We start from the raw sequence: 25377 nt of genomic DNA, 5'->3' as shown, positions 1-25377 counted from the left end.
CAAGCATAGGCCAGCTAGTGCGCGTCCGGATGTTTATCCCGCCTGATCTGTTTGTGCAGATGCCTGGCGAGGCGTTGCAGCTGTTTTTCCGCCTGCACCAGGGCGTCGTCCATCCGCGTTTGCCACAGCGTGCGCAGTGGCTGCAGATCGCTCTCCTGGTCGACGCGCAGGCACCACTGGAAGTGGTCGTGCCAGTCGCCCAGCGCCGACTGGGTGGTCTTGAGTGCGCCGAGGCTGCGTCTGGGCAGGCCGATCAGCTGCGGATAGGCTTCGCCGGCATAGCGCACGCGCTTGACCAGCAGGCGCAGGCGGTGGCGGTCGTAGCCGGGCGTGGCGAGTGCTTGCAGCAGCCGCGTCAGCTGCTTGTGCAGGCGACGTTCGATCAGGCTGTCGAGGCGGTGCAACTCGCCTGCACGCTGCGCATCGCGCAGTTCGCCAGGCCAGATGTCGAGGAAGGCCTGCAGGCGCTCCAGTTCACGGCTGTCAAGAATCGCCGCATAGCGCTCGGCCAGCTGGGCGCGGCGTCTGCTGGCAAGCTCGGTGTAACCGTTGTTGTCGAGTTCCGTCGCCAGCACCTCCAGGTCGCGCACGGGCGCGGTCAGGGCGCCAAGTGCGGCGGCTGCGGTATACAGCGGTGGCAGGTCGGCGACTCGCCGCAAAGGCGCCAGCAGGCTGCGCAGGCGTTGCAGGGCGATGCGCAGGTCGTGCAGGGCCTCGTCGTCGGTGTTGGCTTCCAGCCGCAGTCGCGCATGCAGCAGGTTGATCTGCAGCTCGAACAGCGAGGCAATCAGCGAGTCGACCAGTTTCATCGCGCCTCCTGCGCTCGGTTCAGAAACGCTCGTCCACCATGCGGAAGGGGTAGGGCGGGCTCTTGTAGCGGCCGATCTTGCCGCGCTTGGGCAGTTCGATCTTCTGTTCCTGGGTGATGTCCTCGTAGGGGACCTGCTCCAGCAGGTGGCTGATGATGTTCAGCCGTACCCGCCGTTTGTCCTCGGAACGGGCCATGTACCAGGGCGCCCAGGAGGAGTCGGAGGCGGCGAACATCTCGTCGCGGGCGCGGGTGTAGTCGTCCCAGCGGCTGAAGGACTTGAGGTCCATCGGCGACAGCTTCCAGATCTTGCGGCCGTCGCGGATGCGCTCTTCCAGGCGCCGCTGCTGCTCCTCGGCGCTGACTTCCAGCCAGTATTTGATGAGGATGATGCCGGACTCAACGATCATCTTTTCGAACAACGGCACCACGCTGAGGAACTTGTGGGCCTGCTCGTCGCTGCAGAAGCCCATCACCCGCTCGACGCCGGCGCGGTTGTACCAGCTGCGATCGAAGATCACTACTTCGCCAGCCGCCGGCATGTGCTGCAGGTAACGCTGGGCGTACATCTGGCTCTTTTCCCGCTCGGTCGGCGCCGGCAGCGCCACCACGCGGAACACCCGTGGGCTGACCCGTTCGGTAAGGGCCTTGATGGTGCCGCCCTTGCCGGCGCCATCGCGACCCTCGAACACCACGCAGACCTTCAGGCCCTTGGCCACCACCCACTGCTGCAGCTTTACCAGCTCGACGTGCAGGCGTTTGAGTTCCTGCTCGTAGTCCTTGCGTGCCAGGCGCTCTGCGCTCTGTTCCTTGGCTTTGCTCTTGGCCATGTCGCCTGCCTCGATCAGTGGAAGGGGAAGATGTAGTTCATCCAGGACGCCATGCGCAGGAGGATCTTGCGCATGATGGCGACGTGGTGCAGGTGCTCCGAGTACAGCGCGGCCTGGCCATAGGCACCGCCGGGCATGAGGTCACGGTACTGCGCGAACTCGGGGTCGGTGACCTCCAGCACCACCGGCACCCGTCCGGGCGGCGGCGAGCCGGTAAAGCCGATCAGGTTGCCGCCCGGCTGTACCTGGCCCTCGGCAATCACCGGCAGGACCATCTTCACCTTGGCCTCGAACACTTCGCCGGGGATGCCGTCGAAGGCGATCTCCGCCTCGTCGCCCATGCTCAGGCGCAGCTGGCTGTTCTGCCGCATCCACGCCACATAGGCATAGTCTTCCTGCGGGATGAAGATCATGGCCGGGCGCAGCGGCATCTTGGCCGCGCGAATGCCGGGACGCAGCGACACCTGGGTCACGTAGCCGCGCGAGGGGGCGCGCACTACCGTGCTGTCCAGCTCGTACTGGGCGCCGATCAGCTGCGCCTGCAGGTCTTCGACCCGCGCGGTGGTGAGGTCGACGTCGCGGCGGTTGCCCACGTTGCGCCGGGCCAGCTCGATGGCGCGTGCCTGGTCGGCGCGGGCCGAGACCAGCTGGGCCTTGAGCGACTTGACGCGACTTTCGAACGGCGTCGGGTCCATGCGGAACAGGATGTCACCCTTGTCCAGCATCTGATGGCCCTTGACCGGTACCTCGATGACCATGCCGCTGACCGCCGGCACTATCGGCGTGCTGACGAAGTAGCTGCGCGACACCTCGGAGTAGGGGTGGTTGTAGTTCATCAGGAAGATCAGCGCGCCGATCAGCACGACACCGCCAAGCGCGGCGGTAGGCACCGTCCACTTGTTCAGCGGGATACGGAAGATCTTGAAGACGGCGACGCAGATGGCGGTGTAGGTGAGGATGAGCAACAGATCCATGGCTTAGCCCTCCTGCCGCGGCAATTCGGGGGCGACAGGCGCCGCTGCGGGCGCTGTCGGGGCTGCTGTTTCCAGGCTGGCCAGGCGCGCCTGTAGCTCACCGACCTGCTGTTCCAACGCCTGCAAGCGTGTGTCGTCCGCCGACGCCGTCGACGGACTGGAGAAGCCCCAGCCGCGATCCTCGCGGTACAGGGTCGCCCAGATCCACAGGAACGGCCAGATGGCGTGCAGGGTGAACAAGCTGATCCAGCCGGCCACGTGAATGGCATCCTGCTGCGGATGCTTGCGGTGTACCGCGATCTCGTAGGGGATGTCGTGGATCGCGATCACCCCGTAGAACAGCACGACTGCAGCGAATATCAGTATTCCCAGTGCGACATAGTCCAGCATCCCAGCCCCCTTACCAGTCAGTGGTCACTGGCAGAATAACAGTCGCCCGCTGGCGCCGCGAGGTGGCAACTGAACCTGTTTACGCCGGGCGGGTCTGTTTGCCGCTTCGACGGAATTTTCACCTGTCGCCGCAGAGAATCCTTCGCCCCTACAGACCGGACTCCATTCGTCATGCCTTCAATGGACGCCCTGCGCCCCAACCTGCGTAGCCATCTTGCCTTTACTGCCGCCAGCGCCTTGCTGCTGATGCTGATGTTCGCCGCCCTGCGTATGGCGTTGCTGCACCACAACGCCGAGTTGATCGGCGAGACCTCCACCGGCGATCTGCTCGAAGCCTTCGCCAACGGTGCGCGCTTCGACCTGCGCGTGGTGGTGTATGCCGTGGCGCCGCTGCTGCTGTCGATTCTCAGCCTGCGCGCGATGGCCGCGCGGCGCGCGCATGTGCTGTGGTTGAGCGGCGTCGCCAGCCTCAGCCTGCTGCTCGGTATCACCGAGATGGACTTCTACCGCGAGTTTCACCAGCGCCTCAACAGCCTGGTATTCCAGTATCTGGAAGAAGACCTGGGCACGGTCTCCAGCATGCTCTGGAACGGCTTCCCGGTGGCGCGCTACCTGCTGGCCTGGGCCCTGGGTACCGTGGCGATGGCCATCCTGCTGCACTGGATCGAGCACATCACCCGGCCGCGCCAGGTGCGTCCGGCGCTGGCCTGGTACCTGCGTTTCGGCGTGTTCTTCCTGTGCCTGCTGCTGGCGGTGATCGCCGCCCGCGGCACCCTCAAGCAGGGCCCGCCGCTGCGCTGGGGCGATGCCTATACCACCGATTCGATTTTCGCCAACCACCTGGGCCTGAACGGCATCCTGACCTTGGTGGATGCCGCCGAAAACAGCTTCTCCGACCACCGCGACAACGCCTGGAAGGCGACGCTGCCCGAGGCCGAAGCCCTGGCCACGGTGCGCCAGATGCTGCTCGGCGAGCACGATGTGCTGGTCGACGCCGACAGCGCGGCGATCCGCCGCGACACCACGCCGCCGGCCGAGGGCACGCTGCCGGTCAAGCATGTGGTGGTGATCCTGATGGAGAGCTTTGCCGGCCGGTGGGTCGGGGCACTGGGCAGCGATGCCGACATCACCCCCAACTTCGACCGTCTGAGCCGGGAAGGGCTGCTGTTCACCCGTTTCTTCTCCAATGGCACCCATACCCACCAGGGCATGTTCGCCACCATGGCCTGCTTCCCCAACCTGCCGAGTTTCGAGTACCTGATGCGCATGCCCGAGGGCAGCCACCAGTTCTCCGGCCTGCCGCAGCAGCTCAGCGCGCGCGGCTACGACGATTTGTACGTGTACAACGGCAATTTCCAGTGGGACAACCAGTCCGGGTTCTTCAGCAACCAGGGCATGCGCAACTTCATCGGCCGCGAGGATTTCGTCGACCCGGTGTTCATCGATCCGACCTGGGGTGTATCCGACCAGGACATGTTCGACCGCGCCGCCGTGGAGCTGGCCAAGAAGGACCCGAGCAAGCCGTTCTACGCGCTGCTGCAGAGCCTCTCCAACCACACTCCCTATGCGCTGCCGGAGCAGCTGCCGGTGGCGCCGGTGACCGACCGCGGCTCCAACAACCAGCACCTGACCGCCATGCGATACTCGGACTGGGCGCTGGGGCAGTTCTTCGAGAAAGCGAAAAAGTCGCCGTACTACAAGGACACCCTGTTCGTGATCGTCGGCGACCACGGCTTCGGCAGCCCGGAGCAGCTCACCGAGATGGACCTGTTCCGCTTCAACGTGCCGCTGCTGCTGATCGGCCCGGGCGTGCGCGAGAAGTTCGGCGAGCGTCGGGACACGGTGGGCACGCAGATCGATGTGGTGCCCACCATCATGGGTCGCCTGGGGGGCAGCAGTCGCCAGCAGTGCTGGGGCCGCGACCTGCTGACGCTGCCCGAGGGTGATGCCGGGATCGGCGTGATCAAGCCGTCGGGTAGCGACCAGACGGTGGCCATCGTCAGTGGCGAGCGGGTGCTGGTGCAGCCCAAGGGCCTGCCGGCCAAACTCTATCGCTATCAGCTGCAGGAGCGTCGTGTCGAGGTGCTGCAGGGCGATGCCGAACAGCCCGGGCTGCAGAAGCGCCTGGAAGCCTTCCTGCAGGTCGCCACCCAGAGCCTGCTGCACAACACCACCGGGGCGGTCGGCGGCAGCGCCGTCGGCAACGGCCAGTAGGGCTCAGGCGCCGCGCTGGAAACGCCGCGGCGCCACGCCTTTCCAGCGCTTGAAGGCGTGGATGAAGTTGGATACCTCGCCATAGCCGAGGCGCTCGGCAATCTCTTCCAGGGTCAGGCCGCCGGTGGCCAGCAGTTCCTCGGCCAGGGCCTGGCGCACTTCGTCCAGCAACTGGCGGAAGTGACTGCCTTCCTCGTCCAGGCGCCGGCGCAAGGTGCGTGAACTCATGCCCAGACGGCTGGCCACCTGCTCCATGTCGGGCAGGCGCCCTGGGCACGCCAGCAGCTGGGCGCGGATGCGCCCGGCCAGGCCGTCATGCTGGCTGCGCTTGGCCAGCAGGCGCTGACACTGTTCCTCGCACAGTTGCGCCGCTTGCGGGTGGGCGCCGGCCAGCGGCAGGTCGAGCAACTGGCGGGGGAAGACGAAGCGGCTGCGCGCCTGGGCGAACAGCGGCATCAGGCCGATCTCCTCGACGAAGGGACGCGGGTCGTCCGGCTCGGCCAGGCTCAGTTCCACCCGCAGGATCGGCAGGTCCTGGTGGAACAGCTCGCGCAGCACCTGCAGCATGCCGGCGAGATCGCGTTCCAGGAGGAAGCTGCGCAGGTCCTCGGGGAGGTTCTGCGCCTCGAGCAGCAGATGTACCTCCTCGCCGGTCTCCTCCAGCTGCATGTCGTGGAAGGCGTACGTCAGGTCCAGGTAGCGCAGGCCGAGGTTGGCGGCTTCGCGGAAGGTCGGGCTGGCGAGCAGGGCGAAGCCCCAGATGCCGTAGCTGTTGAGGCGATAGCGCCGCCCCAGCGGCAGCCCCAGCCCCGCACGGTAGCCACAGGCCTCGATCAGGTTGCGTACCAGGCGCAGCTCCTGTTCGGCCTCCACTTCGGCGCCGGGGTCGGCCAGCAGGCGCCAATCCAGCCCGGTGCCCTGCAGGCAGGTGTCCAGGCTCACCCCCAGGTCCAGGCCATACTGGGTCAGGAGCTGCACGCTGACGGCGCTGCGGCGGGGACGTTTCATGCTTTGTCCGAAAGTCACAATTTATTGGCCGACTATGCCATAAACCGTGGCCGGGGGAGTGGGTAGCATCTCGGTCATCCGCAATACTGGTGGCTCACGGAGATAACAATGCATAACACCACTCCCGAGCAGGCGCCCCTGCGCGTGCTGATCATAGGTGCCGGTTTCGCCGGTCTGGGCCTGGCCATGCGCCTGCGCCAGCAGGGCGAGGAGGATTTTCTGATCCTCGAGAAGGGCGCCGAAGCCGGCGGTACCTGGCGTGACAATCACTACCCCGGCGCGGCCTGCGACGTGCCCTCGCACCTGTACTCGTTTTCCTTCGAGCCGAAGACCGACTGGAGCCGACGCTATGCGCCGCAGGCCGAGATCTTCGCCTACGTGCGCCAGTGCATCGACAAATACGGCCTGGCTTCGCGCATTCGCTGCAACAGCGAAGTGGCCGAGGCGCGCTTCGACGAGGCCGCCGCCCTGTGGCGGGTGACCACCAGCGATGGCGCCGTGTTCAGCGCGCGGGCGCTGGTCAGTGCCTGTGGCCAGCTCAATCGTCCGCTCTACGCGCGCTTGCCGGGCCTGGAACGCTTTGCCGGCGAGAGTTTTCACTCGGCGCGCTGGCGCCACGACGTAGACCTTGCCGGCAAGCGCGTGGCGGTGATTGGGACGGGAGCCAGCGCCATCCAGTTCGTGCCGCAGATCGTGCCGAAAGTCGCGCGCCTGCACCTGTTCCAGCGCACCCCGGCCTATGTGCTGCCCAAGCCGGACCGTGCCTACAGCCGCTTCGAGCTGGCGCTGATGCAGCGCTGGCCGTGGACGCAGAAGCTCGACCGCGCCTGGCAGTACCTGTTCCACGAGGTGCGCGGGGTGGCTTTCTTCCTCCTGCCCTGGTTGATGAAGCCCTATCGCCAGCTGTTCCTGCGCCATATCGCCCGCGAGGTCGCCGACCCGCAGCTGCGGGCCAAGCTGACCCCGGACTACCCGCTGGGTTGCAAGCGTATCCTGATCAGCAACGACTATTACCCGGCGCTGGTGCAGTCGCAGGTGGAGGTGGTCGGCGAGGCGATCCGCGAGGTCACCGAGCGTGGCATCGTCACCGCCGACGGCGTGGAGCGCGCAGTCGACGTACTGATCCACGGTACCGGCTTCGCCGCCAGCGACTTCCTGGCGCCGATGCGTATCCACGGTCGCGGCGGTCTGGATCTCAACCAGGCCTGGCGTGACGGCGCGGAGGCCTACAAAGGCATCAGCGTCAGCGGTTTCCCCAACCTGTTCATCCTCTACGGGCCGAACACCAACCTGGGGCACAACTCGATCATCTACATGCTCGAGAGCCAGTTCCCCTATGTGCTCGATTGCCTGGCCAAGCTGAATGAGGGCGTGCGCTACCTCGACGTGCACCGCCATGTGCAGGACGCCTGGAACCGCCAGGTGCAGCACGACATCGAGCACTCGGTGTGGGAACAGGGGTGCACCAGCTGGTACAAGAATGCGGCCGGCAAGCACACCAACAACTGGTCGGGCTTCACCTTCAGCTATCGCAACCATACCCGCCGGCCGCAGTGGAGCGACTATGAACTGGTGCGTTGAGTTGCCCGCGCCGAGCGGTGCGCAGCGCCTGCTCACGGCCGTGCTGCGCGCCAGCACGCGCCTGGTGTTCGCCATTGGCATGCATCCGCGCCTGTCGCCCGCGACCCAGCGTCGTGTGCTGCGCCTGGCCACCCTGATCGCGCCGCGCGCACGGGGTGTGAGCATCGCGGCGGGACGGCTGGCTGGAGTGCCCTGCGAGTGGTTGCGGGCAGGGCGGGACAATGGCTGGGTGCTGCTGTACCTGCACGGTGGGGCTTTCATGGTCGGCAGCCCGCAGACCCACCGGGCAATCACCAGCCACCTGGCCGCGCAGAGCGGCGCGCGGGTCTGCGCCCTGGACTACCGCCTGGCGCCCGAGCATCCCTGGCCGGCGGCTGCCGACGATGCCCTGGCCGCCTACCGCGCACTGCTGGAGCAGGGCCAGCCGGCAGGGCGTATTGTGCTGGTCGGTGACTCGGCCGGCGGTCAGCTGACCCTGGCCACGGCGATGCGCCTGCGTGACGAGGGGCTGCCACTGCCGGCGGCGCTGGTGTGCTTCTCGCCTGTCACCGACCTCACGGGCGAGACCTGGCATGAGCCGCCGGCTGGCGACCCGCTGCTCAACCGGGCCTGGCTGGGGCAGGGCGTGGATGCCTACTGCCCGGCGGGCACGGATCGCCACTCGGCCTTGCTCTCGCCATTGCGGGCCGACCTGAGCGGCCTGCCGCCGCTGCTGGTGCAGGTCGGCGAGGACGAGCACCTGCTCAGCCAGAGCCTGCGTCTGCGCGACAGTGCCGGGCTGGACCTGCGCCTGGAGGTTTATCCCGGCCAGTGGCACGTGTTCCAGATCAACTGCGGCCTGCTGGCGGTCGCCGCGCTGGCGCTGCGACGCGTCGTCGAATTTCTCGGGGAAAGGGGCTGCCGATGAACACCATCCTGATCACTGGTGCCGCCTCCGGCATCGGCGCCGCCACCGCGCGGCTGTTCCACGCCCGTGGCTGGACCGTCGGCCTGCTGGACATCGACCACCGGCCGCTGGCGGGCTTGGCGGCGGAGCTGGGCGGGGTGTGGCACGCCGAGCTGAATGTCGCCGATGCCGGCGCGGTGGGTGAGGCTCTGGAGGACTTCTGCCGCCTGCAGGGTGGCCGCCTGCGGGTGCTGTTCAACTCGGCAGGAGTGCTGCGCTTCGGCCACTTCGAGGAGATCACGCTGGAGGAGCACGCGCGCATCCTGCAGATCAACGTGCTCGGCCTGCTACACGTGACCCATGCGGCCTTTCCCTATCTCAAGGGCACGCCGGGTGCCCAGGTGATCAACATGGGCTCGGCGTCGGGCTTGTACGGTACGCCGCACATGGTCAGCTATTCGGCCTCGAAGTTTGCCGTGCGTGGCCTGACCGAGGCGCTGGAGCTGGAGTGGCGGCGCCATGGCATCCGTGTTGGCGACCTCATGCCACCGTTCGTCGCCACGCCCATGGTCGACAGTCAGCGCTTCACTCCACCGGCGCTGCGGCGCCTGGGCGTCAACCTTCGCGCCGAGGATATCGCGCTTGCGGTCTGGCGCCAGGTCGAGCGGCCGCGTGTGCATCGGCCGATCCATTGGCTGTTTCGTCTGATGTACGCGACCGGGCAGGTCTCGCCGCCGTCTGTCAGCCGTCTGCTGATGGGCTGGCTCAGCCGCGACTGAGCCGCCTGTCGTCCGCTCTGCTTGCTGCCGGCAGGGTAGGCACGCAGGCGCTACCCTGACAGAATGACGTCACCGGCCAGTCTTCTTCTGGTCGGCCGTCTGCGGGCTTTGGCTCGCGCATGACAGGCCAGGCAGCGATTGCCTGGTTCTCGGGCGGCACCCAGTGGTGTCGCAGGGTCGCCAAATTCCTGGCGGCTGCGGTCGATTCATCGCCTGAGAGGAGGTCGTTTATGAGCACAGCCTTCCAAGATGATGTCAGCAACAATGTTCTGCGCCGCATGAAAGAGGGCGGTTTCGATTTCGCCCGCGTCCATCCCATCGAGTTCTACGCCATCTTCCCGAATGAGGAACGGGCCAGAGAGGCAGCCAGACAGTTTCGTGGTGAGTCCCTGAATGCCCAGGTCAGTGTCCGCGAGGACGGTGCCTGGCATCTGCAAGTGAGTAAGGTGATGTATGCCACCCACGCCGGCATCGGTGACTTCGAGCAGGATCTGGAAGCACTGGTGGTGCCACTCGGCGGTGTGCTGGATGGCTGGGGCGTAACCCAGGAAGTGCGGCTCGACGCTCAGATCGCCAGTCGTCTCTGAGCGCAGTGTTACCGGCCGACCGTTCTGGTTGGCCGGCTCCCGAATTCTCGTTCGATCAGCCCGCGGAGTGCTGTTGCAGCGCTTCGAGGTAGGCGATCACGTCCGGCGCGCCGGCCAGGCGCAGTCCCTCACCCAGCGCATGGGCTTCCGGCGAGTCCTTGGGCAGCAGGAGGAACTCCGGGGCATCCGGGTAGCGCAGCAGCGACAGGCGCGCGTAGGGCAGGCCATGGTCGAGCAGCAGGCTCATGAAGGCCGGCTCGTTCCAGGCCTGCACCGGCATGGCGGTCATGTGATAGCGCCGGCGCAGCTCCGCCAGGCCGCTGGCACTGAGGCGATAACGGGTGAGTTCGGCCGGCAGGGTGACTTCCAGACCGCGCAGGCGTGCATAGGCGATGGCGCAGGCAAATTCCTCGCCGTGCTGTTCACCCGCCCAGAACAGGCGCTCGCCGTACCAGCTGGCCTGGCGCAACTCCACCGCCTCGGCGGCGAGGAAGCGCGGCATGGCATGGCTGATGGTCTTGAGAAAATCCTTGTAGCTGATGATGCGGGCGCAACGCCCCAGGGGGCAGGAGGCCAGCTCTTCGAAACTGCTGAGGGCGCTGTCCAGGCTTGGCGGCGGGCTGCACAGGCCGTCGATGCGGCGCAGGTCGAAATCGTCGAAGTGCTGGGTGTCGCGCTCCACCACGTTCATCAGCACGCTGCGGGCGGCGGCCTTGTCCTCCTGAACGGGGCCGGAGAGGGCATCGCGCGGCAGGTCCACCAGGCGTTGCAGGGGCGGGCCGGCCTGCCACCAGATGCTCGGCGTGGGCACCGGCAGCGGCTTGAACGGCAGGCGCAGGGCGCGGGCGCGCTCGAATACCATGCGCGGCACCCGACCACTCAGGCCCAGGCGCTGGGCCAGGGCAGACAGGCGCGAAGCGATGCTGGTGGGGGACTCGGACAGACTCATGAGCCGCAGGCTACTCCTGGTACTACTGTGCCAGTGTGGCAGAGCTGCCGCCGGGCTGCACTACCGTCATGCGGGCAGGCGCGAGCGGATAGCGCGTTGGCCTGTGGCAGAATGGTGCCAATCATTGTCGAGGGTGCCTCCATGCCCAGCCTGGTGCTGGATATCGCTTTGCCTGCGGAACGCTTCCTGGCCGTGTACCAGGGGCGCGCCAACCGGGTTCTGCTCTACAGTCGTGACGGCCGCAAGGTCAGCTTGCCGGCGCATCATCTGCGTCCTTTCCTGCGCCATGACGGCATTCATGGCGTGTTCGAGCTGGAATTCAGCGCAGCCGGCGAACTGCTCGACCTGCGTCAGCTGCAATAAGGGCCCGAACGGTACTCCTTATTACTCCCTTGCCTCGCCTGAGGCTAGTGCCGGCGGCTATAATCGCGTCCTGCTTCCCACTGAAACCCTTATTCCGAGCCGATCCGCCCATGTACGACCTGGCCCGCGCGCTGCTGTTCCGTCTTGCCCCCGAAACTTCCCACGAATTGTCCATCGACCTGATCGGTGCTGGCGGTCGCATGGGCCTCAACGGCCTGCTGTGCAAGGCGCCGAGCCAGTTGCCGGTGACCGTGATGGGCCTGGACTTTCCCAACCCCGTGGGCCTGGCCGCCGGCCTGGACAAGAACGGCGATGCCATCGACGGCTTCGCCCAGCTGGGCTTCGGCTTTGTCGAGATCGGCACCGTGACCCCGCGTCCGCAGCCGGGCAATCCCAAGCCGCGCCTGTTCCGCCTGCCGGAAGCGACTGCCATCATCAACCGCATGGGTTTCAACAACCACGGCGTCGATCACCTGCTGGCCCGGGTTGCCGCGGCCAAGTACAAGGGTGTGCTGGGCATCAACATCGGCAAGAACTTCGATACCCCGGTCGAGCGCGCGGTGGATGACTACCTGATCGGCCTGGACAAGGTCTACGCCCACGCCAGCTATGTCACCGTCAATGTCAGCTCGCCGAATACTCCCGGTCTGCGCAGCCTGCAGTTCGGCGACCAGCTCAAGCAGCTGCTCGAAGCCCTGCGCCAGCGCCAGGAAGACCTGGCCGTGGAGCATGGCAAGCGCGTGCCGCTGGCGATCAAGATCGCCCCCGATATGAGCGACGAGGAAACCGTGCAGGTGGCCCAGGCGCTGGTGGAGACCGGCATGGATGCAGTGATCGCCACCAACACCACCCTCGGCCGCGAGGGCGTGGAGAACCTGCCGTTCGGTAACGAGGCCGGCGGTCTGTCCGGCGCGCCGGTGCGCGACAAGAGCACCCATACCGTGCGGGTGCTGGCCGGCGAGCTCAAGGGCCGCCTGCCGATCATCGCCGTGGGCGGCATCACCGAGGGTGCGCATGCGGCCGAGAAGATCGCCGCCGGCGCCAGCTTGGTGCAGATCTATTCCGGGTTCATCTACAAGGGCCCGGCGCTGATCCGCGAGGCAGTGGATGCGATCGCCGCGCTGCCGCGGTCCTGAAGGGGCTTCTTAACGGCAATAAAAAGGGCCCCTGAGGGGCCCTTGGGCTCTCGCCCGCCGTCCGGATGGGACGGTCTGGTGAAGTCGGGGTGATCCTGTATCAGCCGACGGCGTGAAGTTCGTTGAGTCTGTGGATGCCGGCGGTGCCGGTCAGTCCGTCCCAGTTGTCACCGCGGCCCTCGCGCCAGCCATTGATCCAGGCTTGACGGGTGGTGGGGTGGGTGAAAGGACACATATCGCGGGATTTACCATGAATGCCGTGCTGATAGCCGCGCAAGAAAGCTCGTTCCAACGGATCACGCTTAAGTCTTCTCATCGGGTGTTGCCCTCACTGTTGACTGTTATGTCCCGTTGGCCCCTTGGTGGGACCGGGCAGAAAATGCTCTGCCTGTGGGGCCCGCTGCCGGCGTGGCGGGCCACCTGCCAGCAGCGTTGCGCTACCGGCCTGAGTTGATTTCTATCCAATGCGTTCCACCCTGTGAATGATCGTTTTGTCATAAGGGCGTAACCTGAGTGGGTAGAGAGCCATAAGGTGCAGCCGCTTTTGGCCTGCCCCGATTGCCCCGGCCCGCGCCGTTGTTGAGCCGAGGCGCTGTTGGCAGGCGTTTTGCCATTGCGAACCGCTCTCGTCTGCGAGCGTTGTTTATTCCGACGAAGGGTCGCACCGCGACCTTGCGTCACACTATGGTGGCCGGGTGGCCACCCGATTACTGGATGCCCCATGTCTGACCGCTATGAACTGATCCTGACCTGCCCCAAGAGCCTGGAAAGCCTGCTGCTCGAAGAAGCCAGCGGCCTGGGGCTGGAGGAGGCCCGCGAGCAGACCGCCGCCGTGCGTGGCTTCGCGCCCATCGAGGTGGGCTATCGCCTGTGCCTCTGGTCGCGCCTGGCCAACCGCGTGCTGCTGGTGTTGCGGCGTTTCCCGGTTAGCAACGCCGAGGAGCTTTACCAGGGTGTGCTGGCGGTGGACTGGGCCGAGCACCTCGACCCGGCCGGCACCCTGGCCGTGGAGTTCAGTGGCCACGGTGCCGGTATCGACAACACGCACTTCGGCGCCCTGAAGGTCAAGGACGCCATCGTCGACAAGCTGCGCACCGCGGAGGGCATCCGCCCGTCGATCGACAAGGTCGACCCGCACCTGCGCGTGCACCTGCGTCTGGATCGCGGCGAGGCGGTGCTGTCGCTGGATCTCTCCGGGCACAGCCTGCACCAGCGCGGCTATCGCCTGCAGCAGGGCGCCGCGCCGCTCAAGGAGAACCTGGCCGCTGCCATCCTGATCCGCGCCGGCTGGCCGCGCATTGCCGCAGCGGGTGGCGCGCTGGCCGACCCTATGTGCGGGGTCGGCACCTTCCTGGTCGAGGCGGCGATGATGGCCGCCGATCTGGCGCCCAACCTCAAGCGCGAGCGCTGGGGTTTCTCCAACTGGCTGGGCCATGTGCCGGCGATCTGGAAGAAACTGCATGCCGAGGCCGAGCAGCGTGCCGCCGCCGGCCTGGCCAAACCGCCGCTGTGGATTCGCGGTTATGAGGCTGATCCGCGGCTGATAACGCCGGCGCGCAACAACATCGAGCGCGCCGGGCTGGGCGAGTGGGTCAAGCTGTACCAGGGCGAGCTGGCCACCTTCGAGCCGCGCCCGGACAAGAACCAGACCGGCCTGATCGTCTGCAACCCACCTTATGGCGAGCGCCTGGGCGACGAGGCGAGCCTGCTCTATCTCTACCAGAACCTCGGCGAGCGCCTGCGTCAGAGCTGCCTGAACTGGGAGGCGGCGGTGTTCACCGGCGCACCGGAGCTGGGCAAGCGCATGGGCCTGCGCAGCCACAAGCAGTACGCGTTCTGGAACGGCGCGCTGCCGTGCAAGCTGCTGTTGTTCAAGGTGCTGCCCGAGCAGTTCGTCACCGGCGAAAGCGGCGAGCGGCGCCAGGGCGAGGAGGGCGCCGCCCCGGTGGCCAGCGAGCCGGCGCGCCTGTCCGAGGGCGGACAGATGTTCGCCAACCGCCTGCAGAAGAACCTCAAGACACTCGGCAAGTGGGCGAAGAAGGCCGGTATCGAATGCTATCGCCTGTATGACGCCGACATGCCCGAGTACGCCCTGGCCGTGGACCTGTACCGCGACTGGGTGCATGTGCAGGAATATGCGCCGCCACGCTCCATCGACCCGGACAAGGCCCAGGCGCGCCTGCTCGACGCCCTGGCGGCGATCCCGGTGGCGCTGGGCATTTCGCCCGACAAAGTGGTGATCAAGCGCCGCGAACGGCAGAGCGGTACCAAGCAGTACGAGCGTCAGGCCAGTCAGGGCCAGTTCATGGAAGTCAGCGAGGGCGGTGTGCGCCTGCTGGTCAACCTCACCGACTACCTGGACACCGGCCTGTTCCTCGACCATCGCCCGCTGCGCCTGCGCATCCAGCAGGAGGCGGCCGGCAAGCGCTTCCTCAACCTGTTCTGCTACACCGCCACGGCCACCGTGCACGCGGCCAAGGGCGGCGCGCGCAGCACCACCAGTGTCGACCTGTCCAAGACCTACCTGGACTGGGCGCGGCGCAACCTGTCGCTCAATGGCTTCTCCGACAAACAGCGCCTGGAGCAGGGCGACGTGATGGCCTGGCTGGAAGCCGATCGCGGCGAGTACGACCTGATCTTCATCGACCCGCCAACCTTCTCCAACTCCAAGCGCATGGAAGGGGTGTTCGATGTGCAGCGCGACCATGTGCGCCTGCTTGACCTGGCCATGGCCCGTCTGGGCAAGGGCGGCGTGCTGTACTTCTCCAACAACTTCCGCAAGTTCCAGCTCGACCCGGGCCTGGCCGAGCGCTATGCAGTGGAGGAGATCAGCGCGGCCACCATCGACACCGACTTTGCTCGCAATACCCGTATTCATCGGGCCTGGCGGCTGACGGCGCGCTAGCAGGCTGGCAAAATGACAGCGTTCGGAGCGCCCTGAGGCTCCTCACGAGTTCGATCGCATGGCGGTATTGCGCAGTTTCCTGCTTCGCGAAACATTCCCGGCCGTCCTGCTGGCCAGCGCCGCCGGCCTGCTGGGGTTGCTGCTGACCCTGGGGTTGGGCGCGCTGGTCGGCAACTTCTACCAGCATCAGCTCGAGCAGCGTTTTGCGGCGGTTGCGGGCGAGCGGGCGCAGGACATGCAGGTCGGCTTTCAGGCCCACGCGGCCGATCTGGATGGCGTCAGACGCTTCTTCATGAACGGTGACCAGGTCACCCAGCGCGAGTTTGCCGGCTATGTGCGGGGCCTGACGCGGCCGGCGCTGTCCTATGCCTGGGTGCCGCGCATCAGTCATGCCGAGCGCCAGGCCTTCGAGGCCGCCGTGCGCCGTGACGGCATCGCCGACTTCAGGGTGCGCCAGCGCGCCGAGAATGGCGCGCTGATACCTGCGGCGGTGCGTGATCTTTACTACCCGCTGCTGTTCAACGAGTCGGAACTGGTGCGCGATCCGCGCATTCTCGGGCTGGATCTTGCCGGCCTGCCGGGGCGTCTGGAGACGCTGCAGCGTGCCGAGCGCAATGGCGGGGTCGCGGCATCCGGGGTGTTGCGCTTCGTCTCGCGGCAGGCCGTTGAGGCAGCCGGCGAGGGGGGCATCATTCTGGCTACCCCGGTCTACCGTGATGGCGAGCGCTTGCAGGGCTTCGTGATCGCGGCGTTCAGCCTGCGCCAGTTGCTGCACGAGCAGGAGAGCGGCGATGTCGCGCTCAACCTCAGCCTGGAGCTGCAAGATCGCAGCGGCCTGGAGGGGGAGGCACTGCGCTACAGCTCCGGTAGCGCCGCAGACAGCCCGCTGCAGCTGCAACGCGAGCTGTCACTGGGCGATCGCCGTTACAGCCTGCTGATCCGCCCCACCCAGGCCTTCATCGAAGCCAACAGCACGCCGATTCTGGGCATCGTGCTGGCTGCCGGCACCTTGCTCAGCCTGATGCTCGCTGCCCTGCTGTTCAGCCTCGCCAGCCAGCATCAGCGGGCGCGTGCCCTGGTGTCGCAGCAAACGGCCGACCTGCGCCAGCGCGAGGCCGAGCTTGCGGCGGTCAACAGTCGCCTGCGCGGCGTGCTGGATGCGGCCACCCAGGTGGCGATCATCGCCACCGATCGGCGCGGCATCATCCAGACGTTCAATGTCGGTGCCGAGCGCATGCTCGGCTACCGTGCCGTCGACCTGATCGGCCGGCATACCCCCGAGCTGATTCACCTCCCCGAGGAAATCGTGCAGCGCGGCCGCGAGCTGAGCCAGCGCCTGGGGCGCCAGATCGAAGACTTCGAGGTATTCGTCGCCGAAGCCAGTCTGGCGCAGGGGCATGTCGAGCAGGAATGGACCTACATTCGTCGCGACGGCAGCCAGCTGCCGGTCAACCTGATGGTTACCGGGGTTCGCGATGCCCAGGACGAACTGGTCGGCTTTCTCGGCATCGCCATCGACATCACCGCCGGCCGGCAGAACCGCCTGGCGCTGGAGGCCCGTGACCGCCTGCTGGAGAAACTCACGGCCAACGTGCCGGGGGCCATCTACCAGTACCAGCTGCGCGCCGATGGCAGTTCCTGCTTCCCCTACGCCAGCGCCGGAATTCGCACCATCTACGAGGTGGAGCCCGAGGCGGTGCGCGAGGATGCCCAGCCAGTATTTGCCCGCATCCATCCGGACGATCTGGATGGCTTGCGGCGCAGCATCCTGCAGTCGGCCGAACAGTTGCAGCCCTGGCAGGCCGACTACCGCGTGCTCCTGCCGCGCCAGGGTCTGCGCTGGCTGCGTGGCGAGGCTTCGCCGGAGCCGCAGGCGGACGGCAGCGTGCTCTGGCATGGCTACCTCACCGATATCACCGGGCCCAAGCTGGTCGAGCAGGAGCTGCGCGTGCTGTCGATCACCGACGCCCTGACCGGTGCCTACAATCGGCGCTATTTCCAGGAGCGCCTGGAGGCGGAGATTTCCCGTGCCCGGCGAACCTCCGCGGAGGGCCCTGCCGTGGTGATGCTGGACATCGACCATTTCAAACTGGTCAACGACCGCTTCGGCCACGATGTGGGCGACGTGGTGCTGAAACGGGTGTGCGAGCGCGTGCGCCAGCGTCTGCGCACCATGGACGTGCTCTGTCGCCTGGGCGGCGAGGAGTTCATCGTACTGGCGCCCGGGGTGCGCGCCGAGCAGGCCGTCGTGTTGGCCGAGGCGCTGTGGCAGATCCTGCGCGAGGAGCCGATCGAGGGGGCGGGGGCCATTACCGCCAGCTTTGGGGTGACCGACTGGCGCGCGGGGGAGAGCGCGGCGAGCATGCTGACGCGCGTCGACGCCGCGGTGTATCAGGCCAAGCAGGAAGGGCGCGACCGCGTCGTGATCGCGCCCTGAGCGAGGATCAGCGGCGGTAGATGTCCAGCAGCACCTGATCGAGGATCGCCGAGGCGCCCCAGGGGCGCTGGTCGTTGAGGATGGCCACCACTACCCAGTTCTGTCCCTTGGCCGTGCGGGTGAAGCCGGCGATGGCGCGCACGTTGTTCAGGGTGCCGGTCTTGATGTGGGCCTGGCCTTCCATGCCGGTACGCTTGAGGCGTTTGCGCATGGTGCCGTCCATCCCCACCAGCGGCATCGAGGCGATGAACTCCGCGGCATAGGGGCTGTGCCAGGCGGCCTGCAGCATGCCGGCCATCTCGCGGGCGCTGACCCGCTCGGCGCGCGACAGACCAGAGCCATTCTCGATCACCAGGTGCGGGGCGGTGATGCCCTTCTTCGCCAGCCAGCTGCGGATCACCCGCTGTGCGGCCTTGGCGTCGTCCGCATCGGCGCGGTCGCGGAAGCTCTGCCCCAGGCTGAGGAACAGCTGCTGGGCCATGGTGTTGTTGCTGTACTTGTTGATGTCGCGGATGACCTCGGTGAGGTCCGGCGAGAAGGTGCGTGCCAGCAGCTGGGCCTTCTTCGGCACGTCGCCGACGCGGTCCTTGCCGAGGATGCTGCCGCCCAGTTCCTGCCAGATGGCGCGCACGGCGCCGGCGGCATAGCCCGGGTGGTCGAGCAGGGCCAGGTAGGTCTGCGCGCTGCAGCCTTCGGCCAGCTTGCCGGTCACCACCAGGGTGGTGCCGTCGTACTGGGTGACCGGGTTGTAGCGCACATCCGGCCAGGCCGGGCATTTGCCGCCGCCGAGGGCCTTGACCTTGTTGTCGATGCGCACGTTGGTCAGGGGCGGCTCCATCATCACGCTGACCTTGCCGCCGGAGGTGCGTGCCACCATGCGCACGGCCTTGAGGTTGACCAGCAGCGAATCGGGGCCGACCAGGAACGGCTTGTTGGGGTCGCCGCCGTCATCGTTGAAGCTCGGCAGGCTGGGGTGATGGAAGTGGCTGCGGTCCAGCACCAGGTCGCCGGTGATGCGCTGCACGCCGTTGGCGCGCAGGTCGCGCATCATCAGCCAGAGCTTTTCCATGTTCAGCTTGGGATCGCCGCCACCCTTGAGGTAGAGGTTGCCGTTGAGCACGCCATCCTTCAGCGGGCCGTCGCCGTAGAACTCGGTGCGCCACTGGTGGGTGGGGCCGAGCAGTTCGAGGGCAGCGTAGGTGGTGACCAGCTTCATGGTCGAGGCGGGATTCACCGATACATCGGCGTTGTAGATGATGCCGTTACCCACGCCGTCCAGCGGCAGGGCGACCACCGACAAGCTGTTGGCGGAAATCTTGTTGGCCTTGAGCGACTGCTGCACCTTGGCCGGTAGCACGTTGCTGACCTGGGCGGCAGAGAGGGGAAGGGCGACGGGAAGCAGCAGTGAAGCGACGACGAAATTGCGGAGCGTTCTGATCATTGGCACGGGCCCAGGCAGAATAAAGGGCAAAAAGAAGGTGCAGCGGTGCTGAATTTGCCGCGCATTATGCCCCATGCATCTTTTTCTGGGGGCTTGAGCGGCTTCCGCGGCGGGTTTTTTCTGAACGGACGGGCGGCTGGGGCAGCAACCTGCTAGAGTGCCGCCCGTTGCAATCAATGAGTATCTAGGAGTGTTTATGGCTACCAACCGTTCCCGCCGCCTGCGCAAGAAACTGTGCGTTGACGAATTCCAGGAACTGGGCTGCGAGCTGACCCTCAGCTTCCACGAAGGCCTGAGCGAAGAAGGCGCCGACAAGTTCGTCGACGAGTTCCTGCTCGAAGGCATCGATGGTAACGGCCTGGGCTATGTCGGTGGCGACGACTACGGCTTCGTCTGCCTGGCCAAGCGTGGCTCGGTCAGCGAGGAGCAGCGTGCTGCTCTGGAAGCCTGGCTGAAAGGTCGCAAGGAGCTGAGCGGCTTCACCCTCAGCCCGCTGATGGACGTGTGGTACCCGGAGAATCCGGTCAGCCCGAAGGCCTGAGCCTCTCGTGCTGGATGAAAAAGCCCGGCCTTGGCCGGGCTTTTTTGTGGCCGGGATTCAGGACAGGCCGGCCTTGGCCAGGATGGCGGCCTGGTCCACCGCGTCGATCTGTTCCGGGCGCAGGTAGCGCTCGGCATAGGCCTGCGGGATGCCCGTACAGAGGAACAGGCCGAACAGCTGCGGATCGATATGGGCGCCACGGCACATGCCAGCCATGATGCCGAGCGCTTCGCTGAGGGTCTTGCCCTTCTTGTACGGGCGGTCCACGGCGGTCAGCGCCTCGAAGATGTCGGCGATGGCCATCATCCGCGCCGGCAGGCTCATTTCCTCGCGGGTCAGGCGTTTCGGGTAGCCGCTGCCATCCATCTTCTCGTGGTGCCCGCCGGCGATCTCCGCGACGTTCGCCAGGTGCTTGGGGAACGGCAGGTGGTCGAGCATGCGGATGGTCTGCACGATGTGGTTGTTGATGATGTAGCGCTCTTCGGCGGTCAGGGTGCCGCGGGCGATGCCCAGGTTGTACAGCTCGCCGCGGTTGTGCTTGTAGGTCGGCACGTCGAGCTTGAAGCCCCAGGGGTTGTCGGGCGCAATCAACTCGCTGTCCGGCCGCTCGAACAGATGCTCCGGCTTGTCCGCCAGCAGGGGCTCCTGCACCGGCAGTTCGGGGGCCGGCGTTCTGGCCTGGCGCTGGTTTTCTTCCCAGGACACGCCGAGTCGATCATCCAGGGTGCGTGTCCAGGTGCGCGCGGCGATCTGCCGGAGGCGCTCCAGGTCGGCATCGGCCATGGCTTCGCCGCCCAGGTTGCAGCGCGCGACAAAGGCGAACTCGTCATCCAGAGCCGCCAGCGTTGCCTCGCGCAGCTCGCCCAGGGCAGTTGCGTCGCCGCCTCGGGCGACGCCTTCCCAGTAGGTGACCCAGGCGTCGCGCTTGAGCAGTTCGAAGCGCATGCGCACCTCGTGGATGCGGTCGTAGAGGGTCTCCAGCTTGGTCGCCTTGTCCACTACGTACTCGGGCGTGGTGACCTTGCCGCAGTCGTGCAGCCAGGCAGCGATATGCAGGGCTTCCCATTCCTCGTCGCTGGGCTGGTAGGCCCTGAAGGGTTCGGCGTCGCTGTCGGCGGCGGCGCGGGCGAGCATCAGGGTCAGGTCCGGTACCCGCTGGCAGTGGCCGCCGGTGTAGGGGCTCTTGGCGTCGATGGCGCCGGCAATCAGCTGGATGAAGGCGTCCAGCAGCTTCTTCTGCTGTTCCAGCAGGCGCTGGCTCTCGATGCACAGGGCGGCGACGCCGGATACCGCCTCGACATAGGCGATCCGTTGCGGGCGCAGCATGGCGGGCTCGGCCTCCTCGCCGCTGTCGCGGTGCAGCAGCAGGAGGACGCCGAGGGTGTCGCCCTGCCGGTTGTGCAGGCCGGTACTGACCAGGTGCACGCGCGGGCTGTCGAGCGTATGCAGCAGGCTCTGGAAGCCATTGGCCTGGTCGAAGCCGATGGAGGCCACGGCGGTGGCACCGCCTTCCGCCGGCTGGCTGACCCACAGCGGCATGCTGTGGTCGCCCTGCACATAGGTGGGGATGCGGTGTTCCTCCAGGCTGTGCTGCTCGTCGTTGATGAACAGGCCGTGCGGAACCAGAGCACCGCTGTCGTCGCGCAGATAGAGCAGCCCGGCACTGGCTTCGCTGAGGTCCACGGTTTCCTTGAGCACGCGTCGGAGCAGGGCGTCGAAGCGGGTCTCGGCGGACAGGCTGGCCGTGATGTCGAGGAAGCTGGACAGGGTGTCCTTCATCTTGCCCATGGCCACGGCCAGCTGGTCGATCTCCAGCACCGGCGAGTGACCGCTGGCCGGATGGGCGAAGTTGAAGCTGCGGATCGCCTCGGCTTCGTGGACCAGCGCGCGCAGCGGCTTGACCAGGATGCGTGACAGCAGCCAGCCCAGCGGCAGGCAGAGCACGAGAATGCCGATGGTCAGTACCGCGCCCTGCCAGCGGATGCGGTAGGCATCGGCCAGCAATTCCTCTTCGGGGGCCAGCAGGGCCAGGCGCAGGCCGTTGGGGCCGCCCTCGTCGAACTGGCTGTAGGACACTTGCCAGCGTTTGCCGGCCAGTTGCATGGCGCCCTGACGGTCCTTGTCCAATCCGCGCTGGAACAGCTCGCCGAGGGCCGGGCTGAGCTTGTCGATCTGGACCAGGTGGGTGGTGCCGTTCGTCACCACCAGTTGCTGGATGTCCGGGTAGGCCACGGCCGCGCCATCCGGGCGGTACAGCACCACCTCGGTGGAGGGGGTGATCTTGTGCCGCGCCAGGCTGGCGGAGAGGTCGGCGAGGGTCACGTCCGCGCCCATCACCGTGCGGTCGCGGGTGATGCGGGCCAGGGTGGTGCCGACATCGCGGCTGGAGAAGAACACATAAGGCTCGGTGGTGATCTGTCTGCCGCTGTCGATGGCGCCCTGGTACCAGGGACGCGTGCGCGGGTCGTAGGTTTCCTTGAGGTTCTGCCGGCGGCTGATCCAGTTCAGCTCGGCATCGAAGTACTGCGACTCGGAGATCGGTCGTGCCGACCCGGTGCGGTCGACGGTCCAGACCTGGAAGGCGGCGTTGGCCGGTGCGTCGAAGATCTTCTTCAGGCGCTCGTTGCGCAGCGAGCGCACCATGAAGAAGTCGCCGTCCTCGTAGCCGAGGTAAAGCGCCGCCAGCTTGGGGTTGTCACGCAGCGCCTGGGCGAACATCGGCAGCAGATCCAGGCGCTGGTAGCCCTCGGAACTCTGGTTTTTCTCGTTGAGGGCGAGCAGCGCGAGCAGGCGGCGGATGGGCTGGTAGGTGTGCTGCAGGTCCGCTTCGACTTCCTCGCGGAACTGGTTGAACAGCTGGCTGCTGCTGGAGAGGATGACCTGGGTGGTCTGGTAGTAGTTGAACAGCCCGATCAAGACGCCGCTGCCGAGCAGGAGGAGAGAAAACAGTACGCTGATGTGCACGTGGAGCGGGAAGCGGCGTTCTTGGTTCTGACGTTTCACGTGCATCGCCTCACTTCTTAGCTACGCAGGGGGATAGTGCAAAAGCATAGTGAACGCACCGCTGCTCTGTGGCCTGCCCGGGCTTAATTTTTGTTCGTCGGCGAGGCCTCTGCGCGGCGCTCCAGCCACTGTTGCAGGGCATGGCTCAGGAGTGCCACCAGCAGGGCCAGGAACACACCGATCAGGCTGTTCAGCAGGCGCCCCTGGGCCTGGTGCCAGTCGGGTGCCAGGCTTTCGGCCAGCAGCACGAAGCTGATCCCCACCTGCACCACGAACAGGCCGTAGTGCTGGGCCTGCAGCGCACGGCTGAGGACGATCAACGGCAGTATGGTGGCGACCATCGCCGGTGGGCTCTGCAGGCTGTGGCCGAGGTAGATGAGGGCGAGGGCGACCCCCAGGCTGATCATGCTCGCCTGCAGGGCGCGGGCCAGGCTGCCGCGATTCTCCAGCTGCAGGGTGGCGATCAGCGCCAGGGTCAGCCAGTAGCCGCGCTGCAGGTCGGCCAGCTGGACGATCAGCCCGGCTGCCGCGCAGCCCAGGGTGCAAGCCAGCGCGTGCAGGCGCCAGCGCTGTTCAGGCAGGCGTTTGGCATAGCGCCGCAGCACCCGCAGCACCGCCAGCAGGCGCGGCATGTAGGGCCACATGCGCAGGCCGTGCAGGCCGCGCAGGCCGAAGGCGAGCAGGGCGACCCAGAGGCCGCCGAGAATGAACAGCGCGGCGACCGCATCGGGGTTGTGCAACCCGCTGATGCCGAACTGGCCCTGGCCGAGGCACAGGCACACGATCAGCCCGAGGCCGAGCTTGCCGGCCTCGGTGCCGAAGCGCTGCAGCCAGGCCAGGAGAAAACCGTAGGCGGCGAACAGGACGAGGCTGAGCACCGCATCGCTGGCGGCCCAGAACCCCAGCCCCGCGCTGCAGGCGCCGAACAGGGTGAGCAGCAGCAGGCGCAGCATGCCGAAACGGTGCAGCGGGTTGGACTGCGCGGCCAGGAAGGCACCGACCGAAGCCCAGAGGAAGCCCGGATGGCCGCTGAACAGGCCGAGCACCAGCGGCAGGGCGCAGCCCAGGCCGGCGATCACCGCCGGGCCCCAGGCCGGGGGGCCGGCGTGCCAGCCGAATACCTGCTTGAGCATGCCCTTCATGGCTTCACACCGGGCTGGAGCGCCCGGTCATCTCCCGGGCCATTTCGGTAGCGTAGCTGTCGGTCATGCCGGCGATGAAGTCGACCATGCGTAGGAACGACTGGTACAGCGGCCAACCCGGTTCCGGCGCGTAGTGTGCCAGCAGGTCGAGGATGCGCCGGTTCTTGAACGACAGACCGTTGCCACGGTGGTGCTCCAGCGCTGCCCCGCAGAACGCGTTGAGCAGGATTTCCAGGGTGGTGTAGGCGCCGATCTCGTGCAGGGTCTTGCGCTTGTCTTGGAAGATCTTCTCCCGTGCCATGGCCTTGGCGCGCAGCACGCAGCGCTTGGCCGGGCCATGCATGTGCTCCACCAGATCGCCCTCCAGGCTGCCGAGCAACAGCGCCGGCTGCTGCTCGACGAAGGCGCGCGCGGCGGCGTTGGTCAGATGCTCGATGGCCTTGCCGCGCAGGATCGCCAGCTTGCGCCGCCGCGAGTCGCCGGGGCCGAGCTGGCGGTAGGTCTGCGGCAGGTCATCGCCAACCAGGTCGAACAGCAGGGCCTCGACCTCGGCGTAGTCGAGCAGCTCCATCTCCACGCCGTCTTCCAGATCGATCAGGGCGTAGCAGATGTCGTCCGCGGCCTCCATCAGGTACACCAGCGGGTGACGTGCCCAGCGCTGCTCGTCGAGCTTGGGCAGGCCGAGCTTGGCGGCGATCTGTTCCAGGCGTGGCAGCTCGTTCTGGTAGCAGCCGAACTTGTGCTTCTTGTAGCCGAGCGCCTCGGCGTGGCGTGCGGTCCAGGGATACTTCAGGTAGCTGCCGAGCGTGGCGTAGGTCAGGCGCATGCCGCCGTCGAACTGGTGGTATTCCAGCTGGGTGAGTACGCGAAAGCCCTGGGCGTTGCCCTCGAAGCTGAGAAAGTCACCGCGTTCGGCCTCGCTCATGTCGTCCAGCCAGCCACGTCCGGCGGCCTGGCGGAACCAGTGGCGGATGGCGTCCTCGCCGGAGTGGCCGAAGGGCGGATTGCCGATGTCGTGGGCCAGACAGGCCGACTGCACGATCACACCCAGATCGCTGGGGGCGCACCAGGCCGGCAGCTCGTCGCGCAACATTTCGCCCACGCGCATGCCCAGCGAACGCCCCACGCAGCCGACCTCCAGGGAGTGGGTCAGGCGGGTGTGGATGTGATCGTTGCTGGACACCGGGTGCACCTGGGTCTTGCGTCCCAGGCGACGAAAGGCGCCGGAGAAGATGATGCGGTCGTGGTCCTTGTGGAACGGGCTGCGGCCCAGTTCGTCGGAGCTGTACACGGGCTTGCCGAGGCGTTCACGGGTGAGCAGGGTTTGCCAATCCAAGGCGGTACTCGTCTTCTGCGGCGGATTCTGTGCCTTAGCTTCGACGTTCACCGCAGTGCCTGCAAGT

At 66.7% G+C, this 25377-nt stretch carries 21 protein-coding genes; 10 read left to right on the top strand and 11 right to left on the bottom strand.

What is annotated here, in order from left to right:
• Positions 1–14: 14 nt before the first annotated feature.
• The 4 genes from PA6_RS03505 to PA6_RS03490 are packed head-to-tail and all read right to left on the bottom strand — an operon-like array spanning position 15 to position 3002.
• Positions 15–809, bottom strand: coding sequence for a CHAD domain-containing protein (locus PA6_RS03505; protein ID WP_021699500.1), 795 nt, complete (start codon positions 807–809; stop codon positions 15–17).
• Between the two features lie 19 nt (positions 810–828).
• Positions 829–1638, bottom strand: a complete 810-nt coding sequence (gene ppk2 / locus PA6_RS03500; RefSeq protein WP_021699499.1) for a polyphosphate kinase 2 — start codon at positions 1636–1638, stop codon at positions 829–831.
• Positions 1639–1652: 14 nt separating this feature from the next.
• The gene (locus PA6_RS03495) at positions 1653–2612 is read right to left on the bottom strand and encodes an HlyD family secretion protein (protein WP_021699498.1); all 960 of its coding nucleotides are present in this window, start codon (positions 2610–2612) and stop codon (positions 1653–1655) included.
• A gap of 3 nt (positions 2613–2615) precedes the next feature.
• Entirely contained in the window at positions 2616–3002 is a 387-nt protein-coding gene (locus PA6_RS03490; RefSeq protein ID WP_021699497.1) for a DUF3302 domain-containing protein, read from the bottom strand.
• Between the two features lie 171 nt (positions 3003–3173).
• Between PA6_RS03490 and PA6_RS03485 the strand changes: the two genes are divergently transcribed.
• Positions 3174–5216: an LTA synthase family protein gene (locus PA6_RS03485; RefSeq protein WP_043216231.1), complete on the top strand. Its 2043-nt coding sequence runs from the start codon at positions 3174–3176 to the stop codon at positions 5214–5216.
• Positions 5217–5219: 3 nt separating this feature from the next.
• Here the strand turns inward: PA6_RS03485 and PA6_RS03480 are convergent, their stop codons facing one another.
• The gene (locus tag PA6_RS03480) at positions 5220–6224 is read right to left on the bottom strand and encodes an AraC family transcriptional regulator (protein WP_021699495.1); all 1005 of its coding nucleotides are present in this window, start codon (positions 6222–6224) and stop codon (positions 5220–5222) included.
• A 108-nt stretch (positions 6225–6332) separates the two neighbouring features.
• Here PA6_RS03480 and PA6_RS03475 point away from each other — a divergent pair, with 108 nt between their 5' ends.
• The 4 genes from PA6_RS03475 (at position 6333) to PA6_RS03460 (ending at position 10057) form a co-directional block, all read left to right on the top strand.
• A complete protein-coding gene (locus PA6_RS03475; RefSeq protein WP_021699494.1) occupies positions 6333–7805 on the top strand; it encodes a flavin-containing monooxygenase in 1473 nt (490 codons plus the stop codon).
• On the top strand, positions 7789–8712 hold the full coding sequence (locus PA6_RS03470) for an alpha/beta hydrolase (RefSeq protein WP_021699493.1): 924 nt from the start codon (positions 7789–7791) through the stop codon (positions 8710–8712). Before PA6_RS03475 ends, PA6_RS03470 begins: the two co-directional genes overlap by 17 nt.
• Entirely contained in the window at positions 8709–9470 is a 762-nt protein-coding gene (locus PA6_RS03465) for an SDR family oxidoreductase (protein ID WP_021699492.1), read from the top strand. Before PA6_RS03470 ends, PA6_RS03465 begins: the two co-directional genes overlap by 4 nt.
• Positions 9471–9700: 230 nt before the next feature.
• Positions 9701–10057 (top strand): ribonuclease E inhibitor RraB, encoded by a 357-nt coding sequence (locus PA6_RS03460; protein ID WP_021699491.1) that lies wholly within the window; start codon positions 9701–9703, stop codon positions 10055–10057.
• Positions 10058–10112: 55 nt separating this feature from the next.
• Here the strand turns inward: PA6_RS03460 and PA6_RS03455 are convergent, their stop codons facing one another.
• Entirely contained in the window at positions 10113–11006 is an 894-nt protein-coding gene (locus PA6_RS03455) for a DUF6685 family protein (protein ID WP_021699490.1), read from the bottom strand.
• Between the two features lie 141 nt (positions 11007–11147).
• Here PA6_RS03455 and PA6_RS03450 point away from each other — a divergent pair, with 141 nt between their 5' ends.
• Positions 11148–11369, top strand: coding sequence for a DUF2835 domain-containing protein (locus PA6_RS03450; RefSeq protein ID WP_021699489.1), 222 nt, complete (start codon positions 11148–11150; stop codon positions 11367–11369).
• Between the two features lie 110 nt (positions 11370–11479).
• Positions 11480–12505 carry a quinone-dependent dihydroorotate dehydrogenase gene (locus tag PA6_RS03445; protein ID WP_021699488.1) on the top strand — a complete coding sequence of 342 codons (1026 nt, stop codon included), beginning with the start codon at positions 11480–11482 and terminating at the stop codon, positions 12503–12505.
• A 100-nt stretch (positions 12506–12605) separates the two neighbouring features.
• Here the strand turns inward: PA6_RS03445 and rmf are convergent, their stop codons facing one another.
• A complete protein-coding gene (gene rmf / locus PA6_RS03440; protein ID WP_043216230.1) occupies positions 12606–12821 on the bottom strand; it encodes a ribosome modulation factor in 216 nt (71 codons plus the stop codon).
• A 405-nt stretch (positions 12822–13226) separates the two neighbouring features.
• On the opposite strand from rmf, the gene rlmKL reads away from it, so the two are divergent.
• Both rlmKL and PA6_RS03430 read left to right on the top strand, forming a co-directional pair.
• Positions 13227–15410, top strand: coding sequence for a bifunctional 23S rRNA (guanine(2069)-N(7))-methyltransferase RlmK/23S rRNA (guanine(2445)-N(2))-methyltransferase RlmL (gene rlmKL, locus PA6_RS03435; protein WP_021699486.1), 2184 nt, complete (start codon positions 13227–13229; stop codon positions 15408–15410).
• Positions 15411–15468: 58 nt separating this feature from the next.
• The gene (locus PA6_RS03430) at positions 15469–17847 is read left to right on the top strand and encodes a diguanylate cyclase (RefSeq protein WP_021699485.1); all 2379 of its coding nucleotides are present in this window, start codon (positions 15469–15471) and stop codon (positions 17845–17847) included.
• 7 nt (positions 17848–17854) lie between these two features.
• Here the strand turns inward: PA6_RS03430 and dacB are convergent, their stop codons facing one another.
• Positions 17855–19288, bottom strand: a complete 1434-nt coding sequence (dacB, locus tag PA6_RS03425) for a D-alanyl-D-alanine carboxypeptidase/D-alanyl-D-alanine endopeptidase (protein ID WP_021699484.1) — start codon at positions 19286–19288, stop codon at positions 17855–17857.
• A gap of 196 nt (positions 19289–19484) precedes the next feature.
• Between dacB and PA6_RS03420 the strand changes: the two genes are divergently transcribed.
• On the top strand, positions 19485–19829 hold the full coding sequence (locus PA6_RS03420; RefSeq protein WP_021699483.1) for a YggL 50S ribosome-binding family protein: 345 nt from the start codon (positions 19485–19487) through the stop codon (positions 19827–19829).
• Positions 19830–19886: 57 nt separating this feature from the next.
• On the opposite strand, the gene PA6_RS03415 is transcribed toward PA6_RS03420, so the two are convergent.
• From PA6_RS03415 to PA6_RS03405, 3 genes are all read right to left on the bottom strand, one after another.
• Positions 19887–22838, bottom strand: coding sequence for an HD domain-containing phosphohydrolase (locus PA6_RS03415; RefSeq protein ID WP_021699482.1), 2952 nt, complete (start codon positions 22836–22838; stop codon positions 19887–19889).
• 77 nt (positions 22839–22915) lie between these two features.
• Positions 22916–23974, bottom strand: a complete 1059-nt coding sequence (locus PA6_RS03410; protein ID WP_021699481.1) for an FUSC family protein — start codon at positions 23972–23974, stop codon at positions 22916–22918.
• A 4-nt stretch (positions 23975–23978) separates the two neighbouring features.
• Positions 23979–25310 (bottom strand): deoxyguanosinetriphosphate triphosphohydrolase, encoded by a 1332-nt coding sequence (locus PA6_RS03405; protein ID WP_043216229.1) that lies wholly within the window; start codon positions 25308–25310, stop codon positions 23979–23981.
• Positions 25311–25377 lie beyond the last annotated feature (67 nt).

Origin of the sequence: Aquipseudomonas alcaligenes NBRC 14159, assembly GCF_000467105.1 — a bacterium.
Taxonomy (GTDB): Bacteria; Pseudomonadota; Gammaproteobacteria; order Pseudomonadales; family Pseudomonadaceae; genus Aquipseudomonas; species Aquipseudomonas alcaligenes.
Note: the sequence above shows the minus strand (reverse complement) of the source record. Positions and strands in the feature narration are given on the sequence as shown.